Source organism: Rhodococcus sp. FW305-130 (assembly GCF_058788335.1).
This window is the reverse complement of sequence record NZ_JBYTAP010000004.1, coordinates 569,822-590,509: the sequence shown is the minus strand read 5'-3', so window position 1 is coordinate 590,509 and position 20,688 is coordinate 569,822. Positions and strand designations below refer to the sequence as shown.

Below are 20,688 nucleotides of genomic sequence, written 5' to 3'. Positions count from 1 at the left end.
AGAAAAGGATTGCCTAAGTTGAATCGAGACCGGCGTCACATACCCGGGACGGGAACAAATGCGGGGCGACCACCGTTGAACACCCTGTCGGCGTCCGAACAAGCCCCGGGCCCCACCCCTTTTGTCGCTGCGAGCGACCACCCGCCGAGAGGCGCCTGTGGGACGTCGACACCTAACTTTTTACACAACACGAGCAAGGCCGCCCAATCACCGACTGGGCGGCCTTGCTCGTTCTTTCGCAGGTCAACCCCCTGCTATCGGTGCTTGGCTGCTCCCGTAGTCATTTTTCCGCCCAGAATCACGGCGCCGTGATGAGTGCCCGATGCCAACCAGTTCGGCAGTGTCGGCCCCTCTGCCTCGACGCTCACGCGCGCATATCGGAACGACCCCGTCAGCCTGGCCGACGCGACCGCCAGACCTCCACCGGATTCCGGCTGCGCAAATCCCAACGCCCCGGCAATCGGCAGACGCGGCCCGAGCATCCGCGTGTCCGAACGCACCCGCCATCCGTCGCCGGTTGCAGTGAATTTCTGCTGCACGTCTCCGTCGAACTCGGCCAGGACCTTGGGTAGTTGCCAGTGGAACCGTCCGCCGTGCACCGACGGTTCCGAATCCACCGCGATGAAAGGGACCACCATCCGCGGCATAGGCCCGATCCGTTTCCCTGGCGCATGCAAGACCGGACTGGCGAGGATCTCGCGATACGGGCCGACCGGCGAATCGAGGTAGTCCACCATCATGGCCACCGTCACCGGAATCGTTCGATCGTCTGGCCCGAGTTCCCGCGCCGCCGGCGTACTGCGGTGCCACCACAGTGTTGCGCGAACGGAAGCAGGCCACGGCGGCGGATCGCTCACCGGCCAGTCGACGCGGTCACTTGTCGATTCAGGCACGCTCCACATCGGACACCTTCTCAGCTCGAACGGTCAGGGGAAGCCGCAAAGCACCTGGTGCATGCGTCGGCACCACCGGGTTGGACGGCAACGTCGGATCGATACGTACGTATGGTTCGCCGGTCTTCGGGCGGGCGTCTGCGGCACCTTTGTTCGGCCACATCGCGCACGCTCGTTCCGCCTGCGCAGTGATGGTCAGGGAAGGATTCACGCCGAGATTCGCGCTCACCACCGAACCGTCCATGACGTGCAGGCCGGCATGTCCGTAAGCACGGAGATACGGATCCACGACGCCACTCGCCGCGCTGTCACCGATTGCGCAGCCACCCAGAAAGTGCGCCGTCATCGGGATATTCACGATCTCGGCGATGGAACCGCCTGGGTCACCGTCGATCTTCTCGGCGACCTTGCGAATAGCTGTATGGCCCTGCGGAATCCACTGGGGAGGCGGATCACCCGGTCCCGGCCTACTGGTGAGGGAACGCCCGAATCGTTTGGTGTTCTTGGAAAGCTCGAGGGAGTTGTCGTCGGTCTGCATCACCAGCGCGATGACGGTTCGCTCGGACCAGTTCCGTACCGACAAGGACCGGAAGAAGGCACCTGGGTGCCGTGCCGCGACCGCCAGAGTCTTCAGCACCCGGGGAGTTCGCCCACCACCGTCACTCAGGACGGTCTGCAGAAGTCCTATTGCATTGCTGCCCTTGCCGTATCGCACCGGCTCGATGTGCGTGTGATCATCCGGGTGAAAGGACGATGTGATCGCTACGCCCTGCGTGAAGTTCCGTCGACGCGACTTCGACGTTGCGGCCAGTACGGCTTCGGAATTGGTACGTACAACGGTGCCCAGAGTGTCCGACAGGTCAGGCAGGGCACCGGATTCCTTCATACCGAGCAGCAGTCTCGCCGTTCCGTAAGTTCCGGCGGCTACCACCACCTGATCGGCGGTGAACCGAACTTCTCGCCGGCGGACGCCGTCCGTTCGCCTCGCAAGCAGGTGATAACCACCGCTTGCGCTCGGCCGAAGGTCGGTGACGGTCGTGAGCGGATGAACCCTGGCGCCCGCTTGCTCGGCGAGATGGAGGTAGTTCTTGACCAGCGTGTTCTTCGCCCCGACTCGGCACCCGGTCATGCATCCCCCGCATTCGGTGCAACCGGTGCGTTCGGGCCCTTTTCCGCCGAAGAACGGGTCCGGCACGGAAACTCCTGCCTCCCCGAAGAAAACACCGACGGGGGTGGACGTGAAGGTCTCCCCCACGCCCATCTCTTCGGCTACGTCTTTCATCACCGCATCGGCCGGAGTGAAGGACGGATTGGTGCGAACACCCAACATCCGTTTGGCCTGGTCGTAGTACGGCGCCAGTTCGTCGTGCCAGTCCGTGATGTGCGCCCACTGACGGTCTTCGAAGAACCGCATGGGTGGCTGATACAACGTGTTGGCGTAGTTCAACGATCCGCCCCCGACGCCGGCTCCCGCCATCACGAGTACGTCCGGAAGAAGGTGGATACGCTGAACCCCATAACATCCGATCCACGGCGCCCACAGGTACTTTCGCATCCGCCAACTGGTTTCGGGCAACTCGTCGTCGGCAAACCGTCGACCGGCTTCGAGCACCCCGACACGGTAGCCCTTCTCCGTCAGGCGAAGAGCGGCGACACTGCCACCGAATCCCGATCCGATTACCACCACGTCGTAGTGCGTCGTGGTCATGCCTGGACGCTTTCGATCTTGCGAGCGGAGTAGTTCTCACGATCGAAATGCTCCAGCAGCGAACGGAATTTGAATGTGAACGTCGGCCACTGCACCGAGTTGCGCCCCTCCGGATCGATGTACCAACTCGAGCATCCGCCCTTGTTCCACACCGTGTGCTGCAACTCGTGCTGAATTCCCTTGTTGTAGTGCACCTGTACCGACTCGTTGACATCAAGAGCGTCCAGTCGCTCACGTTTCATGGTGTTCAACGCGTCGTTGACGTACTCGGCCTGGGACTCGAGCATGTACACGATCGAACTGTGTCCGAGGTTGGTGTTCGGACCGTACATGAGGAACAGATTCGGGAACCCGCTGACCGCAGTGCCCTTGTAGGCATTGGGGCTACCGTTCCAATGCGCGGCCAGCGTTTCGCCACGTTTTCCGGTGATCAGATGCGCCACAGGCGGTTCCGTCGGCGTGAACCCCGTGGCGAAGATGATGGTGTCGACCTTGTGCTCGACTCCGTGCCCGTCGACCACCCCGCCCTCGGTGACCGAGACGAGCCCGCTGTCGACCAGGCTCACGTCCGCGCGGTCGAGGGTGCGCAACCAGTCGTTGGACAGAAGCATGCGCTTGCAACCGATCGTGAAATCGGGAGTCAGTTTCCGGCGCAACTCCGGATCTTTCACCTGTCTGCGCAGATGGAGGCGCGCGGCCGCCTCGAAGGCCGGCAGGACCCACGTCGCATGTGACATCGCGGCACCGAGCAACTCGCGAAAACCGTAAACCGCTCCGCGAACAACTTTCTGCGTAGCGGGAATCCGCGAGTAGACGGCCTTCTGCGCCGCAGGCAGGGTGCGATCCATTCGCGGAATCACCCAGGCCGGAGTTCTCTGGAACACGGTGACATGGGCAGCAGGGTCGGCAATTTCGGGAACGAACTGAACCGCCGACGCTCCCGTTCCGATCACGGCTACGCGCTCACCACGCAGTTCGTGTTCGTGGTTCCACGTCGCCGAATGGAAAGTGGTACCGGAGAATTGGTCGAGACCGGGAAAATCCGGGATCTTGGGTGTCGACAACGCCCCGGTCGCAGCGACCAGCGCTTTGGCTGTCAACGACCCCAGGGATGTCCGGACACGCCACAGCGCCGCATCCTCGTCCCACACAGCGGCTTCGAGTTCGCAGTTCAGGATTACGCGATCCCCGATGCCGGTGTCTGCGGCCACTTTCTTCAGATAGTCGTAGATCTCGGGCTGACGAGCAAAGGTATGACTCCAATCAGCGCTCGGCGCAAAAGAATACGAGTACAGCGCCGTCGGCACGTCACAGGCACAACCTGGGTAGGTGTTGTCTCGCCAGGTGCCACCGATATCAGCTCCGCGCTCGATCAACACGACGTCCGCCGTTCGGTTGTCACGAAGCATTCTGGCCGCCAAGCCCATACCGGCGAATCCGGCACCGACGATCAATGTTTCGACATGTTCGGGAAGCTTCACTTCTTCTCCACTCGGGATTGCCAGGCCGGCAACAGTCGCGCTCTGAGCGCGTCGTCGGCTTCGGGTGTACGGAAAAGGGCTGAGACTGCAAGACCGCGGACGAGTTCGATAGTGAGTTCGACCGACTCGGAATCGAATCGATCGCCGAACAACTCGGCGCTACCGAACTCGAGTGCCTCACTGACCTTGCGTTCGAGGGGCACCGTCGCCGCATGCAGAACAGGATCGGTTCGCGCCGCGACCCACAATTCGAGGGCGGCGTAGAACAGTGGCCCGGAGAACGCGTCCGCCAGGACCTCGAGACCTCGGCCGCGATCCACTTCAGCGGTGAGGATTTCTTCCAGTCGCTTGTCGACCAGATACTCGACGGCCGCAACGACCAGCGATTCCTTGGTCGGAAAATGATGCAGTTGCGTACCTCGCGAGACCCCTGCGCGGCGGGCGATCTCCTGGGTGCTGGTCCGGGCGTAGCCCAGTTCGACAAGCGATTCGACAGCGGCGTCGAGCAGGCGCCCACGCATCGCGGCAGTTCGTTCGGCCTGCGTACGGCTTACTTTCGCATCGGAAGTGGTCTCGGTCACAAGACAACTGTAGAGCCGAAACGTAAAACAGTCCAGGCTGACTTCAAATCTTGATACGTAACATACCGATCAGTCAGCTCTGCCTGATAACGTCCTCGCATCGAGCGGAGGGAAACAATCGCTATGCCAGAGCAAACTGCATTTCCACACCGCCGTGTCGGACTGGTGGAAGACCACGAGTCGGTGGCTATCGGCTTGTCCGTGATGCTGAAGGACGAGCCAGATATCGAGTTGGTGTGCATCGCGACCACTGTGTCCGAGATGCTCGCTCAGAACGTCAGCTTGGATCTGGCAATTCTCGACCTCCGACTGGCCGACGGTTCATCGCCCAAGAGCAACGTCGAGGAACTGCGGGCCGCGGGGCTCGAGACATTGATCTTCACCGGGGCGGAAAACCCGTTCCTCGTTCGCTCGGCCGCCCGTGCCGGCGTACTGGGCGTTGTGCGCAAGTCCGAACCGACTGCCGTCGTGATTGATGCAATACGCGCCGCCGCGTCGGGAAGGCAGGTTGTGACGACAGAGTGGGCCGCCGCCATCGACGGGGATCCAGGTCTCGACGAGGTGGGTCTGAGCCCTCGACAACTCGAGGTCCTCGAACTTTACGCATCCGGAGAGAAGGCAGATCGCGTTGCGCGACTCACCGGTTTGGCGCCGCAGACGGTCAACGATTACCTCCAACGCATCAGGCAGAAATATGCGGCTGCCGGACGGCCGGCCCCCACAAAGACAGATCTGTACAAACGCGCGGTCGAGGACGGGGTGCTACCGATTCCGGAACGCAGAAATCTCGGTAGAAATCTGACCTTGACTAACAATGACCTTCAGTAATGAAAAAGTTCGGTAACGATTGCTTTCGCTAAGGCTGCCCCTGAATATATGGGCAGAGGAATTGATGTCTGGGAAAAATGGCCAACTTCGACTTACATTCACCTGGTAAGAAGACGGCGCTGTCGGGGAGTCTGTCATTCCGCTAGACGAAAGAAAGACGAAACTCATGACCGTCACTGTGGAAAACTGCATGACACAAGACCCTGTCGGACCGCACCTTTCGGAGCGCGAAGTCGAGGTTCTCAGGGAATGGCTACTGAGTGATTCGAAATCACGCGTCGCTCAAAACCTCTACATAAGCGTGGGAACGGTGGGAACCCACCTGTCCCGGATTCGCGAGAAGTATGCCGACGTTGGAAGGAACGCACCGACGAAATGCGAACTACTCGTGCGAGCGATACAAGATCAGATAGTGACGATCGACGAACTCTGATCGACAAAGTTGCTTTCGACAAAACAGCCACTGCTTCTGACGAAATTCTCAGGCTCTTCGGCCGTTTCATCGGCGCAGGCTATGTCTGCTATCTGATATTGCTCGCCCCTGCCATTGCCGAAGCCACTGCGATGTCCGCGTCTTGGTGGACCCCGCTGGCAGTGGTCGCAACTTTCGGTAGCGGACTGGTATTGGGAGCATCGACGTTTCACGCAGACACCCGGTGGGTGAAACGAGCCGCGAGTGCAAATGCGCTCCTCTACGTCGTGGTCATCCTCCTGTGGTGGCCGGCCTGGAATGGTGAGCACGTCACGGATTTCACCTTGTGGATTTCCAATTTCCCCGGCGTCGCCAGCCTTGCGGCAGCTGCGGCTTGGCGACCGGCCGCTGCCGTCGTGCACCTTTTCGTGGCGGCAACACTCGCACAGTTGACCAATCACATAATCCGGACGAGTCCCACGACGCACCTGCTTGTTCCCGACCTCGCCTTCGCCTGGACATTTTGCGCGGTATTCGTCGCAGCGGCCGTCATGGCCTTGCGCACCGGTCGCGTGCTGGATGCAACTATCGCCACCACTCATGCCGCTGCGGCAGGCGCCGCAGCGGCCGAGGCCAAGTCCGTCGAACGCGAGAGATTCGACGCACTCATCCACGACACCGTGATGTCCACCCTGCTCGCTGCTTCGAGAAACGATGCCGATCCCTCGGTCATCGCTCAGGCACGAAGGACTGTCGAGAGGCTTGACGAACTCCGCTCCGGAACCGATCACGAGACGAGTTTCGACTTCGACGGAATCCTCGCTCAGTTGCGTTCAGCCGCTTCGGAAGTAGACGAAAAAATCACGTTCGAGACCGCCCTCTCAGTCGGGTCCGATCCGAGCGGATACGCGCCCGACTCGATTCGTGCGATGGCCGGTGCGATGGCCGAGGCGCTGCGCAACAGCGTCAAGCACGCCGGAAGCAGTGCACGGCGTTCGGTCACGGTCACGGCAACCACCACCCACCTCGAAGTAGTCGTCGCGGACGACGGCGTCGGCTTCGATCCGAGCTCCGTCGAGACGCATCGCCTCGGAATCACTGTCAGCATCCGCGGCAGAATGCGCCAACTCGACGGCGGATCGGCAACCATTCGATCGTCACCCGGCCGCGGCACTTCGGTGACTCTGACCCTGAGCTTGCCCGCAGCGGTGATGACATGACCAGACCGGACGGACGAGATGTCCGCGATCTCCTCGGTATGCACAGCCGTGCTGCTCGATTCATGGCTGCATGCTTCGCGCTCACCTGCGTGATCTCGGTCGCGTACACCTCCTCCGACGTCCGCGCAGTCTGGCCGATGGTCTTGGCAATTATCGTGTGCTCAACTGCGGCTTTTACACTCGTTCTGAGCCGAGGCGACCCGATGCCGCTGGGGCAGAGCGTTCTGGTGTCTCTGACTGGCGCCGTCACGAGTGGCCTTGTGTTGTCAGTGGTTCCAGTGCCCGTCAACGACATGACTCAATTGTGGATGTTCGGGATGTCTACGGCCGTTTTCACCTTCATGTGCGTTCGTGGGCGTACAGCACTCGCGTGGCTCGGGCTTGGGCTCATGGTGTTGGTGACCGCCATCTGGTCCTCCACTACCGGCCAGGGGGCCATGTACGGAGTGTCGTTGACGGTCATCAACGCGGGCCCTGTTCTGATGTCGACCTTCTTCGCGTACACCATCCGTCCTCAAGCCAGGGTTATCTACGAACTTCGGGAGCAGTCCACCCAACGAATTGCCTCCGCATCCGCTAGCGCTGCGATTCTCGAGGAACGCGACGCGCAACTCGACAGGCTCGATCTACTTGCGCGCCCACTCCTCGAACGGGTCGCTTCCGGGGATTCCGCTGACAACCGCCGAGCGGCAAGAATGCGAACTCCTCGAGGCGCAACTCCGAGATTCGCTGAGGGCGCCTGGCTTACAACAGACAGATGTCATCGATGCTGTGCATGCCACTCGAAACCGCGGCGTCGAGGTAGTCCTGCTCGACGACCACGGAATGGATGGTGCTGACCCCGCCGTGCGCGACCGAATCCACGCGAGCATCGTCCGGGAACTCACCGCGATCACGCGAGGCAAAGTGACCATTCGGATCCTTCCACCTCGGCGCACCGCTATGGCCACGATGCTGGTCGACACTGAAGACGTTCGACGAATCGAGTTCGATCACAACGGAATGCAGCTGTTACGGCAGGGAGATCAGAGGGAACTCGGCGCCTCGTCCATGTCCGTCGATCCGACTACAGACAGCGCCGTCTATCCCGAATAGCTTTCGAGGAGAGTGAGATTCACCGCGTCGATCACCAGGAGAAATGAATGATCTTCGAACTGCGTCCAGCACATGTTGCACGCGCCCTTGCCGCACTGTGTGCCCTTCCGATTCTGTGGACCTTCGCAGTCGAGGGAATCACCACGACAACGGAATACGACTACAGCACGGGCGAAGTATCCTCATCGAGCGACCTGGGCTCTCAGATCGGAAGCGTAGCGATCTGGATCGTCCTCGCGATCGCATGTGCCGCCGGTGCATGGTATCTGGAGAAACAGCGCATCGGTTGGCCGCCGGCGGCACACGAGCAGCTGGTCAAACTGCAGCTGGCATCACCCAACCGAGAAGAGTAAAGGTCCCTATCGCTTCCGATCGCCGGCGCGGAGAAGATTACTGGGAACCGTATGGCCCACTATCTCCTCTGCAACGGCAGCGGCACGAATGCTCGCATCCAGGTTGATACCTGTCGCAATGCCCATGTCTTCGAGCATGTAGACCAGTTCCTCAGTCGCGATATTGCCACTGGCACCAGGAGCAAACGGGCAACCGCCCAGGCCACCGGTGGACGCATCCAGGTTTCGAACTCCGTGCTGCACAGCCGCCAACGCACTGGCAAGACCAGCGCCACGCGTGTTGTGGAAGTGCACACCCAAGCCGAAGTCACCCACTCTTTCGCCGACAGCGTCGATCAACCGTCCGACGCGTCCCGGTGTGGCAGTGCCGATGGTATCCGCGATCGAGAACTGATCAGCGCCGAACTCTTTGGCCTGCTCCGCAATCCGCAGAACACGGTCCGGATCGGTTGGACCGTCGAACGGACAGTCCCAGGCTGTGGCCACGATGACCTCCACCCGTCCACCAGCCTCGTGGACGATCCGGACGACCTCTCCGATACGTTCGGTCGCTTGCTCCGTCGTCGACCGAGCATTGGCCTCGCTGTGGCTATTCGATGCCGACACCACATATTCGACGGTTTTCATTCCTGCAGCAACGGCCCGTTTCGCTCCACCGATTCCGGCGACCAATGCCGAGAACTCGATGCCTGGCCACTGGTGCAACTCTGCGGCCAACAACTCCGCGTCGGCCAGTGCCGGCACCGCACGCGGTGACACGAACGACGTCGCCTCGATGCGCGAAACACCTGTCGCAGCCAGCGCTTCGACAAGACGAAGTTTCTCCGCCAGCGAGACCGGGTCTTCGATCTGCAACCCATCCCGTGGCCCGACTTCACGAATGCTGACCGCGGGAACACCTGCTTCAGGTACCGACACGTCAGATCACGCCCTTCTTCTTCAGTTCTGTCTGCTCGTCGCCCGAGAGTCCGAGGAGCCCACCCCAGACCGAAGCGTTGTCGTACCCCGGCGACGCTGCTCCCGCGTTGCGCACGGATCCGGGTGTCTCACTGAATGTAGGCACGACGCCCAGGCCGAGGACGTTTTCCCCGATCCGCTCGTCGTAGTGGTCGACGAGCATCCCCCGTTCGATCAGCTGCGGATCCTTGACCACATCTTCAACCGTATTGATCGGCCCGGCAACAACTCCCACTTCGGTGAGACGTTCCACGAGACTGGTGGGATCTTGGAGCGCAACCCAGGCGCTGATCAATTCGTCGAGCTCGTCCTGATGTTTGCCACGCGCAACATGATTGGAGAATCGGTCGTCTTGCGCTAGTTCCGGTCGACCCATGATGGTGCACAGACGCACGAAGAGCGTGTCCTGATTGGCCGCGATCACCACCCAGTTTCCTTCAGAGGTCTGGTAGATGTTGGACGGCGCGATACCCTCCAACCTCGTTCCCGAGGGCTGCCGGATGATCCCGCCCCGATCGTAGTCCGGGATCGTGGATTCCTGCACCGCCAGACAGGATTCCGTGAGGGCGACGTCGACCACCTGACCACGGCCGGTCCGCTCTCGCGAGAGCAACGCCGCCAGCACTCCCTGAACGGCGAACATCCCACCGAGAGAATCTCCGAGTGAAAGGGCAATACGCGGAGGTGCCTGCCCTGGATAACCGTTCAGATGCCGAAATCCGCTGACTGCTTCGGCAACCGAGGCGTAGCCGGCGCTCTTGGCTTGCGGTCCGCTCTGCCCGTAGCCGGATACCCTGGCCAACACCAACTTCGGATTGCGCGCGCTGAGCACGTCGAATCCCAGACCCCACTTCTCGAGGGTGCCCGGCCGGAAGTTCTCGACCACCACGTCGGCATGTTCGATCAGATTCAGAAACAGGTCGCGGCCCGCGTCGACGCGAAGGTCCAACGTCACACACCGCTTGTTGCGGGCGTGAACCGTCCAGAAGAATCGATGACCGTCCTGCTCTGCCTGACCCCAGGTACGAAGCGGGTCTGGACGGTCCGGTGATTCGATCTTGATCACGTCGGCTCCCATGTCGCCGAGCAATTTCCCGGCGAAGGGCCCGGCGATCAAGGTTCCGAGTTCAATCACCCGATATCCGTCCAGGGGCCCGGTGGGCGCACCTTCCGACACAGCTGCCTCCTCTGGGAACTTTTCTCCCTTTGAAGGCTACGTCACCACCCGGTATCGCAACATCATGTCGTGGTCTTCGTGATCGAGCATGTGGCAGTGCCAGACGTACCCCTGCAAGTCCCCCATGCCAGCTTCTCCGTGCGCCGAGTGATCTGCCATGGAACCTCTCGCGAAAGTTGCATCCGGATCGAAGCCCAACTCGTCGGCCGTCGGAAAGCGCACGATCACGCGGGTGATCGAGTTGGCATCCACGATGACCGTGTCCTTCTCCCCCGTTTCCCACACTTCGGGAGGCCGCAGCGAAGAGGTCACGAATTCCTCCGCCGACGGCGTCCACCGGACCCCCAAGTCAGGCACCGGATACCGCTGCATCAGTGCTGCAGTGTCGAGGCTCTGGCGTCCCACAACGCGGAACGCCACCAGGTGCAGATGAATCGGATGTGGTTCCGTGGTGATGTTGATCAGATTCCATTGCTCGACGGCCCCCTGACGTGGCAGTTCGATATCCGAATCGGTGAACCTCAAATTGTTGAGCGACATAGTGATCGACGGGTAATCCGACGGACGCGACAGCTGCATGATCGTGAGATTTCGCACCACATCCGGGGACGCCGGTTCGGCGGCAACGGAATTCAGCTGCTGCGGGATCGAGCCGGTGAATCCCTTTGCGCTGCCCACGTCGAACCGACAGAACACCGGCATCACCTGCGTGCCGCGTTGAGCCACCGCAAGGGGTACCGGTTCGTCGTTGCGCAATTCCACCGTTGTGCCCGGCTCGAGCATACTGAAGTCGACCAGCAGATCAGCGCGTTCACCCGGACTCAACCGGACGTGATCCGTCGGCGCCGGAGCGGCCAGTAAACCGCCTTCGGACCCGATCACCCAGAACCGCATACGATTTGCGAAATGCAGATTCCACACCGAATAGGTTGCGGCGTTGAGCAGTCGCAATCGATACAGGCCGCGGGCAACCTCCAATTTCGGCCACACGACGCCGTTCACCACGCCAACGTCACCGGGGGTCGCCGGATCCCATGAACCTTGCGGAGTGAGCCACGTGGAACGGACACTCTGCTGACCGTCGGAAGTGAATACCTTGTCCTGCAGAATCATCGGGAGTTCGAACTCACCGGTCGGCAGGCCGAGAGAATTCCCGGCGGCGCCCGTGTCAACGTCGTCACGGAGAAAATACATCCCGACCAATCCGGCGTAGACGTTGAGGCGCGTCATTCCCATGGCGTGATCGTGGTACCAGAGATTGCCGGCGGCACGACCATTCGTGTATTCGTGGACCAAACCTTCGCCCGGACGCTGGATCAACTCCGGATGTCCGTCGAACTGTGGTGCAGTAACTCCTCCGTGCAGGTGAAGCGAGGTGGGGACCTGTGTGCGGTCGAGGTCGCTGACGCCGTGCAGACCCGGATCGACATCCGCGGCAAGCGGATACGCAGAAATGTCATTGGCATATCGGACTGTGACGAGCTGATCGACGTGAGCTTCGATGGTGGGGCCCAGATAATCCATTCCGCCGTAACCCAGCGACGGCGACGACGGTAGGTCCGGATGGAAACGGTGCACCGACGAAGCCGCGCGAAGCTCCAGGTTGCCACCCGAAATGCCCGGCAGGACAGGAAGGGTCTCCCGAAACGGTTCCAGCCGGGGTGACGGAAGTTGGAATGGGCGTAGCGGATCGATGTCAGGGGGTCGAGCTGTCGCTGATCCAGCGGACAATGCACTCAGACCGGCCAGCAAGCCAAGCCCTTGAACAAACGATCGTCGACGGATCTTGTGTGACTCGTCCACTCACGGCCCCCTCACGCTGACGGCATCCGGAGCGGGTTACCCGTGTGCTCGCACGGTCAAACACCGACCACCTTCTCCAACCAAGGTTTGAGAATGGGTAGAACATGAGCCGGTTGCATTGCCTGCGTGTGATCCAGACCGTCGAGTACCTCGATATCCCACCCTGCCGACCGAGCGGCGTCGAGGTCGAGATCGGCCGGCGCGACCCGTACCCCACCCCACCGGTCACCGTATTCGATGACGTCTTGCGAACCGACGAAACACATTCGCGGACAAAAGATGCGCCCTTGAATCGTTCGATCGTCGAATTCACCAAGTGCGCGGTACAGCGTCACGAACTGCCGGGTCTGCGCTCCGGTCAACGCAATGTCGATGGAGTTCCAATCGAACTCGTCTGATGATGCCGTGGGCTGCGATGTGCGCTGGGGCGGTTCACTCGTCATGCGGTGTGTAGCTTCGGTAACCTGGAGCATCGCCTTGTACGGCCCATCCACCGGCGGGAAACCACCCATGACCAGTGCGGTCAGACGATCGGTGCGCAGCGCCAACTGCAATCCGCACAGAGCCAGCCAGGAGTATCCGTAGTAGGCGAACTGGTCGATCCCAGCCGAATTCGCCACAGCCAGAATGTCGGACGTGATGTTGTCGGGAGTGAGCGTGTCCGGAGCGGGCGACGCCATCCGGTGCCCTTCGTAGTCGAAGGCAACCACAGTGAAGTTCGACGCCAACCCTTCCATGAACGTTCGACCGAGCGAGGGGTCAACGCCCCAGGCGCGCAGTTCGTCAGCCTTGATGCCGGTAGCCGAAATCGGATTCACGGGCATCAGCACGGCGGGGCCATGTCCGAGAACCTCGACATCGATAGTTGTCCCGTCGTGAAGTCTTGCCTCAACCATGCCCACTCCCAAATCTTTACACTGTAAAGTAATTAAGAATAGCGCGACTCCACGAAAGCGACAAGATGAACAAACAGGCAGGCCGACGCGATATCGCACGCACGATTTCACTTCTGTGGCGTCAACCCGAGACGCCTTCCGGCCGCCGAGGACCGAAGCCCGCGCTGTCCACGGACTCAGTCGTTGACGCCGCGATCGAAGTCGCCGACGCCAACCCCACGACACCGTTGTCGATGCGCATGATCGGCGACCACCTCGGCCGCACTGCGATGTCTCTGTACACCTACATACCGGGAAAGGACGAACTACTGGACCTGATGTACGACCGGGTGCATGCCGAGCTACCGCCGATCGCAGACACCGGCGACTGGCGCATGGCACTGTCCGACTGGGCCGCCGCACTCTTCGCCCTACATACACGCCATCCGTGGACATTGGATGTCTCGTTGGCGCGCCCCGTCCTGGGTCCGCACGAGCAGGCAGGACTCGAATCACTCCTGTCCATTCTCTACTCCACGGGTCTCGATGCTCCGACCATCCGCAGATCGGTGAGCATGCTTTTCCATTTCATCCGGGGGTCCGCGCGGACCTTAGCTGAGATCCGGAGCGCCTCGACCATCGGAGATTCCGAATCTCATTGGTGGGCAGAGTCTTCTGCTGCACTGGCCGATGCTGCACCGGATTTCGCGGACGACTTCCCCCACACGGTGCAGTTGGGTCGGGAGGCACCACCGATACCGGGCGGCGACTTCTATCTCGAACGAGAAACCGAAGAGTCATTTACTCAGGGCCTACAGATCCTCCTTGACGGGATCGAATCGAGGATTCGAAAACACTCTTGACTCGAACGCATGTTCGAGTATTCTTGTGTGTAGGGGATCGGGGGATTCAATGAGTGTTCTGTTGTCGGATGTGGTGTCGGGTTCTGCGGTGGGGTTGCGCGGACGCCTGTGGCGGTTGCCTGCTTCTGAGTTGCGTGCTGCTGCGGTGTCGGCGAGCGCGGAGATTCTTCGTCTCGAGGCTGTTCGGGTGGCGGTGGTCGACGAACTCTCAATGCGCCCGGATGATCAGGTGATTGCCAGCCGCGGAGTGGGGTCCTGGTTGGCGGCGAACACGATGCTGCAGATCCGGGACGGGAAGAAGATCGCCGCCCTCGGTGCAGCGCTACGGCCGTTTCCCGCGGTGGCTGCTCGGTTCGATGTCGGGGACTGCTCGTTCGAGCATGCCGTGTTGATCGTGGCGTTCTGCGAATCACCACCGAAGGGGATGCCGGAGGAAGCGCTACCGAAGTGCATCGATTTGTTGTTGGCTGCTGCGTCGGGCGTGGAGTCGACGACCACGAAAGTCCGGAGTGTTATCGCGACCTTGGAGCGAATCTTCGAATCCGATGAGATTCCACCCGCCGAAGACATCGACCGCAACGAGTTGCGGATCGCATCGACACTGAACGGTCGAGTGGTGGTGCGCGGTGATTTCGATGCTCTCACCGGTGAAATGCTGCTATCGGCCCTGTCGAATCTGACGATGCCCACCCCGGCACCCGATGGAACCCCGGATTCCCGGTCGGCGGCGAAGCGGACCGCGGACGGGTTCACCGAACTGATCCGCCGCTATCTGGACTGCGCCAAAACCGGCACCGATGGTGGTCAGCGTCCGCACGTGAACGTGCACATCAACGCACGTGATCTCGCGGAGCATCGGGACTGCGCCGCAACATCCGCTGCTCCTGGTGGTGAAGTGGAGTGGCTGTGTCGGATCTTGATGTCGGACATATGCCGTGGCTCGGACCACTGTCCGTCTCGCAGACAAGGCTTCTCGGGTGTGATTGTTTCCTGTCCACGGTGCTGCTCGACGGTCACGGCGCGCCGTTGGATGCGAAACCCGGGAAACGGTTGGTGTCCGCCGAGCAGCGAGTGGCGTTGATCGCGAGAGACAAAGGCTGCGCTTTCCCGGGCTGCACGTGTGTGCCCGCGTGGACCGACGCGCACCACATCCGGCACTGGGCCAACGGTGGCCCCACGGTGATGAACAACCTTGTCCTGCTGTGCCGTTCACATCATCGGTTGATGCACCGCAAAGCCGGGTTCCTCGGGAAGTGGGTGATCCGCATCGGCGTCGACAACAAACCGTGGTTCATCCCACCACCCTCGATCGACCCGCAGCAGCACCCGCGGCCGGCGAACACCACATTCAAAACCTGAGGTAGTACTCCTCAGGCACAACAGAACACGTGCCAGCACCGCATCGAGCAGATCTCGATGCGGTGCCGAAAGCCGTGAATTCCGTCAGACCGCCTGCGGAACTTTGGTGGCGCGTGGGAATCGCTCCCGAATCTCCGCCGGGGTGACAACTCTCGGGTCGAGGGGTTGCTCGTCACGCAGGTGGCGCTCCAACACCTTGCCAGTCATCGGCGCGATGACCTTCAGAGCAGTGGTCATGTTCTTCGGTGAACTGCCGACCCGGACCGCAGTTCGCACCGCGGGCGCAATTGCCCTGTCCAACAAAGCGGGTTGATCGAAGCCGCCCATGGTTCGCATCCAGCCCGGCAATGTTGCAATAGTGGCCGGCGCGACCAATCGGCTGAACGCCGCGAACTTCGTCTTCCCCTGCGCCCTTGGCGTTCTCAACAAGTAGTGCATCGCCCGGTTGGCACGCTCGGAGGTACACAATCTGGGCCTGACTTCAGCGAAGTACTCCCGTACCTCGTCTCGCGAGCGCGGAACGTCGGACGCTTTGCATGTCTGCAGTTCGGCAGCGATCACGCATTCTTCCCAGTACCGCTGCTCTTCGACGGCGGAGAGTGGGCCCGGCCCGTACATCTCGTAGCACTTGAGCACCGAATGCCAACCGGTCACGTGGATCCACAGTTGTGACGCCGGATTGTTTGCACTGTAACGAGTTCCGGTGATCGGTTCGATACCCGTGGCCTGAGCGTGAACCGTCATGAGATGGTCGGACAACGCCAGTGCCGTCCGCCCGTCGGCAGTGGCGACGGTCAGGAAGTACGCCAAGGTTCGGTCGAGTCGCCCGGCGGGATCGCTGTAGATCCCGCTCATATCTGCCACCGCGGCAGCAAGGAAGGGGTCGAAGTGCTCGAGCACCACTGACCGCTGGAAACCGATCAATGCTGTCGGAGCCGCCCAGATCTTCCAACTGGGTGATCCTGGGCCGAAGAAGCCGTAATCCTCACGCGGTCGATTCATCGTCAGTTCAGACATTTCATTCCTCCCCGTTCGTTGACCCTGCACAGTTCATTTCGTAGGCACCAGACAAGGCGACTACTTGCTGCCAGACGTACTCGAATCGCTCGGCTGCGAATTTGGGGCGCCGAATAGATGCGAGAGCCAACCGCTGCTGATCTTCACTGGCGCTGGGTTTTCCGTGCAACTCCACCGCTGCAGCACTGAAGTCGCGGACCAGGACGTCGAAGATCTGATCCAGCACCCCATCGCTCCGCTGTCCCTCGTCCAATCCCAAGATCTCGGCTTGTTCGAGGATCAACTGGCCGTAGACGACGAGGGTGAAGAGTTCGGTGATCGCCAGGCCGAAGTCCAAGTCGACCTGCTGCGCCGCATCCGGTGCAGCTTCGGCAAGGAGGGTCACGAGAGCTTCGGCCTGCTCCACGAACAGTGCGACGTTGGGAACATCCGCAAACTTCGCGTACACCGCTCGCCAGTCGTCGAATCGAACCTTGGACAACCCCCGTGCCGGGCCCTGACGGAACAGGAACTCGTCGTCGGCTGCGTCGTTACGCGTCGGAATCGCCGGAAATGACTCGGGGGCAAAGAGGTACGCCGGCATGAACTTGGCGATCAGGGCGAGATTGACGGCGACGGTCCCCTCGAGCTTGGGCAGCCCGTCGACATCCATCTTGGCCACCGCGAGGTAGCTGTCCTTCTCGAAGCCCTTTGCCGCAGCGATGTCGGAGAGCAGTCCGATCACCTTCTGTGCCTCGGTTGTCACCTTCATCTTGGTGACGGGATTGAACAAGAGGTAGCGGCGATCCTCGGGCGATGCGGTGCGGAAGTAGTCCACCGCACGATCCGAGAAGAGCCTCATCGCCAGCAGGCGCGCGTACGCGTCGACGAATTCACGTCGTACGTGTGGGAACGCCGTGACGGGATTGCCAAACAGGATTCGATTGTGCGCGTGGGTAATCGTCTCGTACAAGGCATGAGTCGACATACCGATTCCGCCGAAGCACAGGTTGAATTTTCCGATGTTCACGGTGTTGAGTGCGGCACTGAATGCTGCCTCGCCGGTATGCAGGATATCCTCTGCCGCAACGGGATATTCGGCGAGTGAGAACTCCGCTACGTACATCTGGGCCGGAACGATGTTCTTCACCACGGTAAATGCCGGATGGTCCGAGTCGGCGTAGAAGAAGACGTACTGATCGGCGCCCTCCACTCCGTCGACGCGACCGAAGACAGAGACCGTGTTGGCGCAGTTGCCATTTCCGATGTAGTACTTCGAACCGCTGGCCAGGTACCCGCCGCTGCCGTTCGGCGTCAAGACCATGTCGGTGGAGTAGACGTCGGCGCCGTGCTCTTTCTCGGACAATCCGAATGCCGCAACGCCTCCGGAAGCCAAAGCGGAAGCTGCTCGCGCCCTTGCCTTCTCGTTGTCACTCTGCCACACCGGCCCCAGGCCGAGAATGGTCACCTGCCACGGGTACCAGTAGTTGAGTCCGTAGAAGCCGAGGATCTCGGACAGCGCGGCGATACGGCTGGTATCCCAGCGCTTGTCGGAGTCACCGCCGCTGTCGCGGGCGGGGGTCAGGAAAGTCGCGAACAGGCCTTCCTTTGCCGCGAAGTCGAGGAAGTCGGAGTAAAAGGTCTTGTCGTGATAGTCGGCCAGAAGTCGATTCTTTCCACGCGCCTCGAACCAGTCGACGGTCGCGCCCAGCAGTCTCCGCGTGGTCGCGTCGAATTCCGGCCGATCGTAAGTGGAGGGATGGAGCAACAGATCATTCGGCACTAAAGAGGTCGACGCTGTCATCGCGGTTGGTCTCCTAGAGATCTCGGCAGAGGCGCCTCACTGACCGCCTCTTCGAATACAACGCCACCGTAACAATTGATGACGACGAATACAACGGTTGCGTATGATTCACGAAGAATTGGCAGGCAGATTAGGGTGGGAGCGGAGGTGAGGCACACGATGACCAGGTCACAAACTGACGCAACGGATACACCGCGACGCAAATACGCCCCTCGCATGGCGCCCGAGCAACGACGCGAACAACTGCTCGACGCAGCATTCGAGGTCACCGGCCGCGTAGGCCTGCACAACCTCAGCATGGAATCCGTCGCCGCCGAAGCCGGCGTCGGCAAGCCCGTCCTCTACACAATTTTCGATACCAGGACCGATCTCGTCGCTGCACTCCTGCGCCGCGAGCACGAGCGAGCCATCGCTCAGGTGCTCGAAACCATGCCGACGGATCTGAGCGAACTCGGCCCAGCGGCGTCATACACCGGAACCGTTGGCGCCTTCGTCGACGCCGTACTGGAGAACCCGACGCGCTGGCGCCTGATTCTGACGTCTGTCGAGAACGCCCCCAGCGAGTATCACGGCTTGCTGAAGCTCTCTCGCGGAGCTGTCTTCGCCCGCGCCGAAGAACTGGCGCGTGCCGGGATTGCCCTCGAACCGAAGCTCGAAGGCCTTGATCCGGTTCTCCTCGCACACACCATGATGTCGTTTGCCGAAATGCTCGGACGACTGGCCGTCAGCGACCCCGAAACCTATACCCGAGAAAGACTTTCCAGTTTTGCCGTGGCCCTCGCCCAATCGGTCGGAAGTTAGCTGCCGACTGAAACCTGTCGGTCGGATCTGCTTCAATACACGCATGACATCACCATCGATCGAACCGCTACAGCTTTTCGAAACGTCTCCGGGCAACTGGTCACTGATGCTCACCGACCAGCATTTCGGCAAGGTAGCAGCGGTATTCGAGCAGGTAGAGGGTTTCGAAGGCTCCGGCTACGACTGGGCGTCGGTCGCCCACGCAGTGGTAGGCCGCGATGCACCGCATCTGGAGGGCCGCTTCGGCACCGATCCCGAAGCGGGCATGTTTGTTGCGTACGGCAGCGACAACGAAGCTCTTGGTGAACTCGGAGTGCTTCTCGCCAAAGCGTATTCGGATGCCGAGTACCTCGGCGGCCTGGTCGCCATTTCCGAACTCGACTAGAGTTCCTGCTGAAACGACACCGGCCCCACACCTAGGTGCGGGGCCGGTACCGAACGAAAGATCTAGCCGACCAACAGCTCGGCAATCTGAATCGTGTTGAGAGCGGCACCCTTACGGAGGTTGTCACCCGAAACGAAGAGCGCGAGTCCGCGTCCCTCCGGGACACCCGGATCCTGACGGATACGACCGACCAGCGACGCGTTGCCGCCGGCAGCGGCCAGCGGCGTCGGAACCTCGACCAACTCCACTCCGGGAGCGTCGGCGAGGATTTCCTTCGCACGAGCGACCGAGAGCGGGTTCGCGAACTCTGCGTTGATCGCGAGCGAGTGTCCGGTCACGACGGGAACGCGCACGCATGTGCCCGAAACCAGCAGATCAGGAAGTCCGAGGATCTTGCGGCTCTCGTTACGGAGCTTCTGATCCTCGTCGGTCTCGCCGCTTCCGTCGTCGACCAGCGAACCTGCCAGCGGCAGGACGTTGAACGCGATGGGGGCGACGTAGTTGTTCGGGGCCGGGAAGTCGACGGCGCTGCCGTCGTGAACCAACTTCTCGGCGTCACCGACAACGGCGCGCACCTGGCCGAGGAGTTCCTCGACGCCGGCGATTCCGCTACCGGACACAGCCTGGTAGCTGGAAACGATCAGACGCTGCAGACCGGCTTCGTCGTGCAGAACCTTGAGCACCGGCATCGCTGCCATGGTGGTGCAGTTGGGGTTCGCGATGATGCCCTTGACCAGGTTCTTCGTGTCCTGCGGGTTGACCTCGCTGACCACGAGGGGAACCTCGGGATCCTTGCGCCATGCGGAAGAGTTGTCGACAACCGTCGCACCGGCCGCGGCAAAGCGCGGAGCCTGCGCACGAGACAGCGTCGCACCGGCGGAGAAGAGGGCGATGTCGATGCCCTTCAGATTCTCGTCGGACGTTGCTTCGGCATCCTCGACAACGATCTCTTCGCCGCGGAACGTCAGCTTCTTACCGGCGGAGCGTGCCGATGCAAAGAACCGCACCTTGTCCGCGGGGAAGTTACGTTCTTCGAGCAGAGTGCGCATGACGATGCCGACCTGACCGGTCGCACCGACAACAGCGATTGTTGTCAT

Annotated in this window: 20 protein-coding genes and 1 pseudogene; 10 read left to right on the top strand and 11 right to left on the bottom strand. The window is 61.2% G+C overall.

Going from position 1 to position 20,688, the window contains the following annotated elements:
* Positions 1-254: 254 nt before the first annotated feature.
* The 4 genes from AC3WQS_RS15845 to AC3WQS_RS15830 are packed head-to-tail and all read right to left on the bottom strand — an operon-like array spanning position 255 to position 4,603.
* A complete protein-coding gene (locus tag AC3WQS_RS15845) occupies positions 255-902 on the bottom strand; it encodes an acetoacetate decarboxylase family protein (protein ID WP_259120450.1) in 648 nt (215 codons plus the stop codon).
* Positions 886-2,601, bottom strand: coding sequence for a GMC oxidoreductase (locus AC3WQS_RS15840; protein WP_283385053.1), 1,716 nt, complete (start codon positions 2,599-2,601; stop codon positions 886-888). Before AC3WQS_RS15840 ends, AC3WQS_RS15845 begins: the two co-directional genes overlap by 17 nt.
* The gene (locus AC3WQS_RS15835; protein ID WP_166501707.1) at positions 2,598-4,082 is read right to left on the bottom strand and encodes a flavin-containing monooxygenase; all 1,485 of its coding nucleotides are present in this window, start codon (positions 4,080-4,082) and stop codon (positions 2,598-2,600) included. Before AC3WQS_RS15835 ends, AC3WQS_RS15840 begins: the two co-directional genes overlap by 4 nt.
* Positions 4,079-4,603: a TetR/AcrR family transcriptional regulator gene (locus AC3WQS_RS15830; RefSeq protein ID WP_020968240.1), complete on the bottom strand. Its 525-nt coding sequence runs from the start codon at positions 4,601-4,603 to the stop codon at positions 4,079-4,081. Before AC3WQS_RS15830 ends, AC3WQS_RS15835 begins: the two co-directional genes overlap by 4 nt.
* Positions 4,604-4,786: 183 nt before the next feature.
* On the opposite strand from AC3WQS_RS15830, the gene AC3WQS_RS15825 reads away from it, so the two are divergent.
* From AC3WQS_RS15825 to AC3WQS_RS15800, 6 genes are all read left to right on the top strand, one after another.
* The gene (locus AC3WQS_RS15825; protein ID WP_019746583.1) at positions 4,787-5,491 is read left to right on the top strand and encodes a response regulator transcription factor; all 705 of its coding nucleotides are present in this window, start codon (positions 4,787-4,789) and stop codon (positions 5,489-5,491) included.
* A 166-nt stretch (positions 5,492-5,657) separates the two neighbouring features.
* Positions 5,658-5,924 (top strand): response regulator transcription factor, encoded by a 267-nt coding sequence (locus AC3WQS_RS15820; protein WP_020905934.1) that lies wholly within the window; start codon positions 5,658-5,660, stop codon positions 5,922-5,924.
* 98 nt (positions 5,925-6,022) lie between these two features.
* A complete protein-coding gene (locus tag AC3WQS_RS15815; RefSeq protein ID WP_492741515.1) occupies positions 6,023-7,123 on the top strand; it encodes a sensor histidine kinase in 1,101 nt (366 codons plus the stop codon).
* On the top strand, positions 7,120-7,962 hold the full coding sequence (locus tag AC3WQS_RS15810) for a DUF8320 family protein (RefSeq protein WP_492741513.1): 843 nt from the start codon (positions 7,120-7,122) through the stop codon (positions 7,960-7,962). The genes AC3WQS_RS15815 and AC3WQS_RS15810 overlap by 4 nt, the downstream gene beginning before the upstream one ends.
* Entirely contained in the window at positions 7,895-8,218 is a 324-nt protein-coding gene (locus AC3WQS_RS15805; RefSeq protein WP_492713089.1) for a hypothetical protein, read from the top strand. The genes AC3WQS_RS15810 and AC3WQS_RS15805 overlap by 68 nt, the downstream gene beginning before the upstream one ends.
* 47 nt (positions 8,219-8,265) lie before the next feature.
* Positions 8,266-8,571 carry a hypothetical protein gene (locus AC3WQS_RS15800; RefSeq protein ID WP_019746579.1) on the top strand — a complete coding sequence of 102 codons (306 nt, stop codon included), beginning with the start codon at positions 8,266-8,268 and terminating at the stop codon, positions 8,569-8,571.
* A gap of 6 nt (positions 8,572-8,577) precedes the next feature.
* On the opposite strand, the gene AC3WQS_RS15795 is transcribed toward AC3WQS_RS15800, so the two are convergent.
* Genes AC3WQS_RS15795 through AC3WQS_RS15780 form a run of 4 tightly spaced genes read right to left on the bottom strand, consistent with a single transcriptional unit; the run spans position 8,578 to position 13,404 of the window.
* Positions 8,578-9,489 carry a hydroxymethylglutaryl-CoA lyase gene (locus tag AC3WQS_RS15795; protein WP_445387579.1) on the bottom strand — a complete coding sequence of 304 codons (912 nt, stop codon included), beginning with the start codon at positions 9,487-9,489 and terminating at the stop codon, positions 8,578-8,580.
* A 1-nt stretch (position 9,490) separates the two neighbouring features.
* Positions 9,491-10,705, bottom strand: coding sequence for a CaiB/BaiF CoA transferase family protein (locus AC3WQS_RS15790; RefSeq protein WP_019746577.1), 1,215 nt, complete (start codon positions 10,703-10,705; stop codon positions 9,491-9,493).
* A 36-nt stretch (positions 10,706-10,741) separates the two neighbouring features.
* Positions 10,742-12,508: a multicopper oxidase family protein gene (locus AC3WQS_RS15785; RefSeq protein ID WP_492713065.1), complete on the bottom strand. Its 1,767-nt coding sequence runs from the start codon at positions 12,506-12,508 to the stop codon at positions 10,742-10,744.
* A 56-nt stretch (positions 12,509-12,564) separates the two neighbouring features.
* The gene (locus AC3WQS_RS15780; RefSeq protein ID WP_492713066.1) at positions 12,565-13,404 is read right to left on the bottom strand and encodes an alpha/beta fold hydrolase; all 840 of its coding nucleotides are present in this window, start codon (positions 13,402-13,404) and stop codon (positions 12,565-12,567) included.
* 65 nt (positions 13,405-13,469) lie between these two features.
* Between AC3WQS_RS15780 and AC3WQS_RS15775 the strand changes: the two genes are divergently transcribed.
* Positions 13,470-14,246, top strand: coding sequence for a TetR/AcrR family transcriptional regulator (locus AC3WQS_RS15775; protein ID WP_355335713.1), 777 nt, complete (start codon positions 13,470-13,472; stop codon positions 14,244-14,246).
* Between the two features lie 49 nt (positions 14,247-14,295).
* Positions 14,296-15,605 (top strand): annotated as a pseudogene (locus tag AC3WQS_RS15770) (HNH endonuclease signature motif containing protein).
* Positions 15,606-15,689: 84 nt separating this feature from the next.
* Here AC3WQS_RS15770 and AC3WQS_RS15765 read toward each other — a convergent pair.
* Positions 15,690-16,622 (bottom strand): oxygenase MpaB family protein, encoded by a 933-nt coding sequence (locus tag AC3WQS_RS15765; RefSeq protein ID WP_019746572.1) that lies wholly within the window; start codon positions 16,620-16,622, stop codon positions 15,690-15,692.
* Between the two features lies 1 nt (position 16,623).
* On the bottom strand, positions 16,624-18,405 hold the full coding sequence (locus AC3WQS_RS15760; protein WP_492713067.1) for an acyl-CoA dehydrogenase family protein: 1,782 nt from the start codon (positions 18,403-18,405) through the stop codon (positions 16,624-16,626).
* Between the two features lie 159 nt (positions 18,406-18,564).
* On the opposite strand from AC3WQS_RS15760, the gene AC3WQS_RS15755 reads away from it, so the two are divergent.
* Both AC3WQS_RS15755 and AC3WQS_RS15750 read left to right on the top strand, forming a co-directional pair.
* Entirely contained in the window at positions 18,565-19,206 is a 642-nt protein-coding gene (locus tag AC3WQS_RS15755; RefSeq protein ID WP_492713068.1) for a TetR/AcrR family transcriptional regulator, read from the top strand.
* A 43-nt stretch (positions 19,207-19,249) separates the two neighbouring features.
* Positions 19,250-19,591, top strand: coding sequence for an Imm51 family immunity protein (locus tag AC3WQS_RS15750; RefSeq protein WP_021332919.1), 342 nt, complete (start codon positions 19,250-19,252; stop codon positions 19,589-19,591).
* A gap of 62 nt (positions 19,592-19,653) precedes the next feature.
* Here the strand turns inward: AC3WQS_RS15750 and AC3WQS_RS15745 are convergent, their stop codons facing one another.
* Positions 19,654-20,688 carry an aspartate-semialdehyde dehydrogenase gene (locus AC3WQS_RS15745; protein ID WP_492713069.1) on the bottom strand — a complete coding sequence of 345 codons (1,035 nt, stop codon included), beginning with the start codon at positions 20,686-20,688 and terminating at the stop codon, positions 19,654-19,656.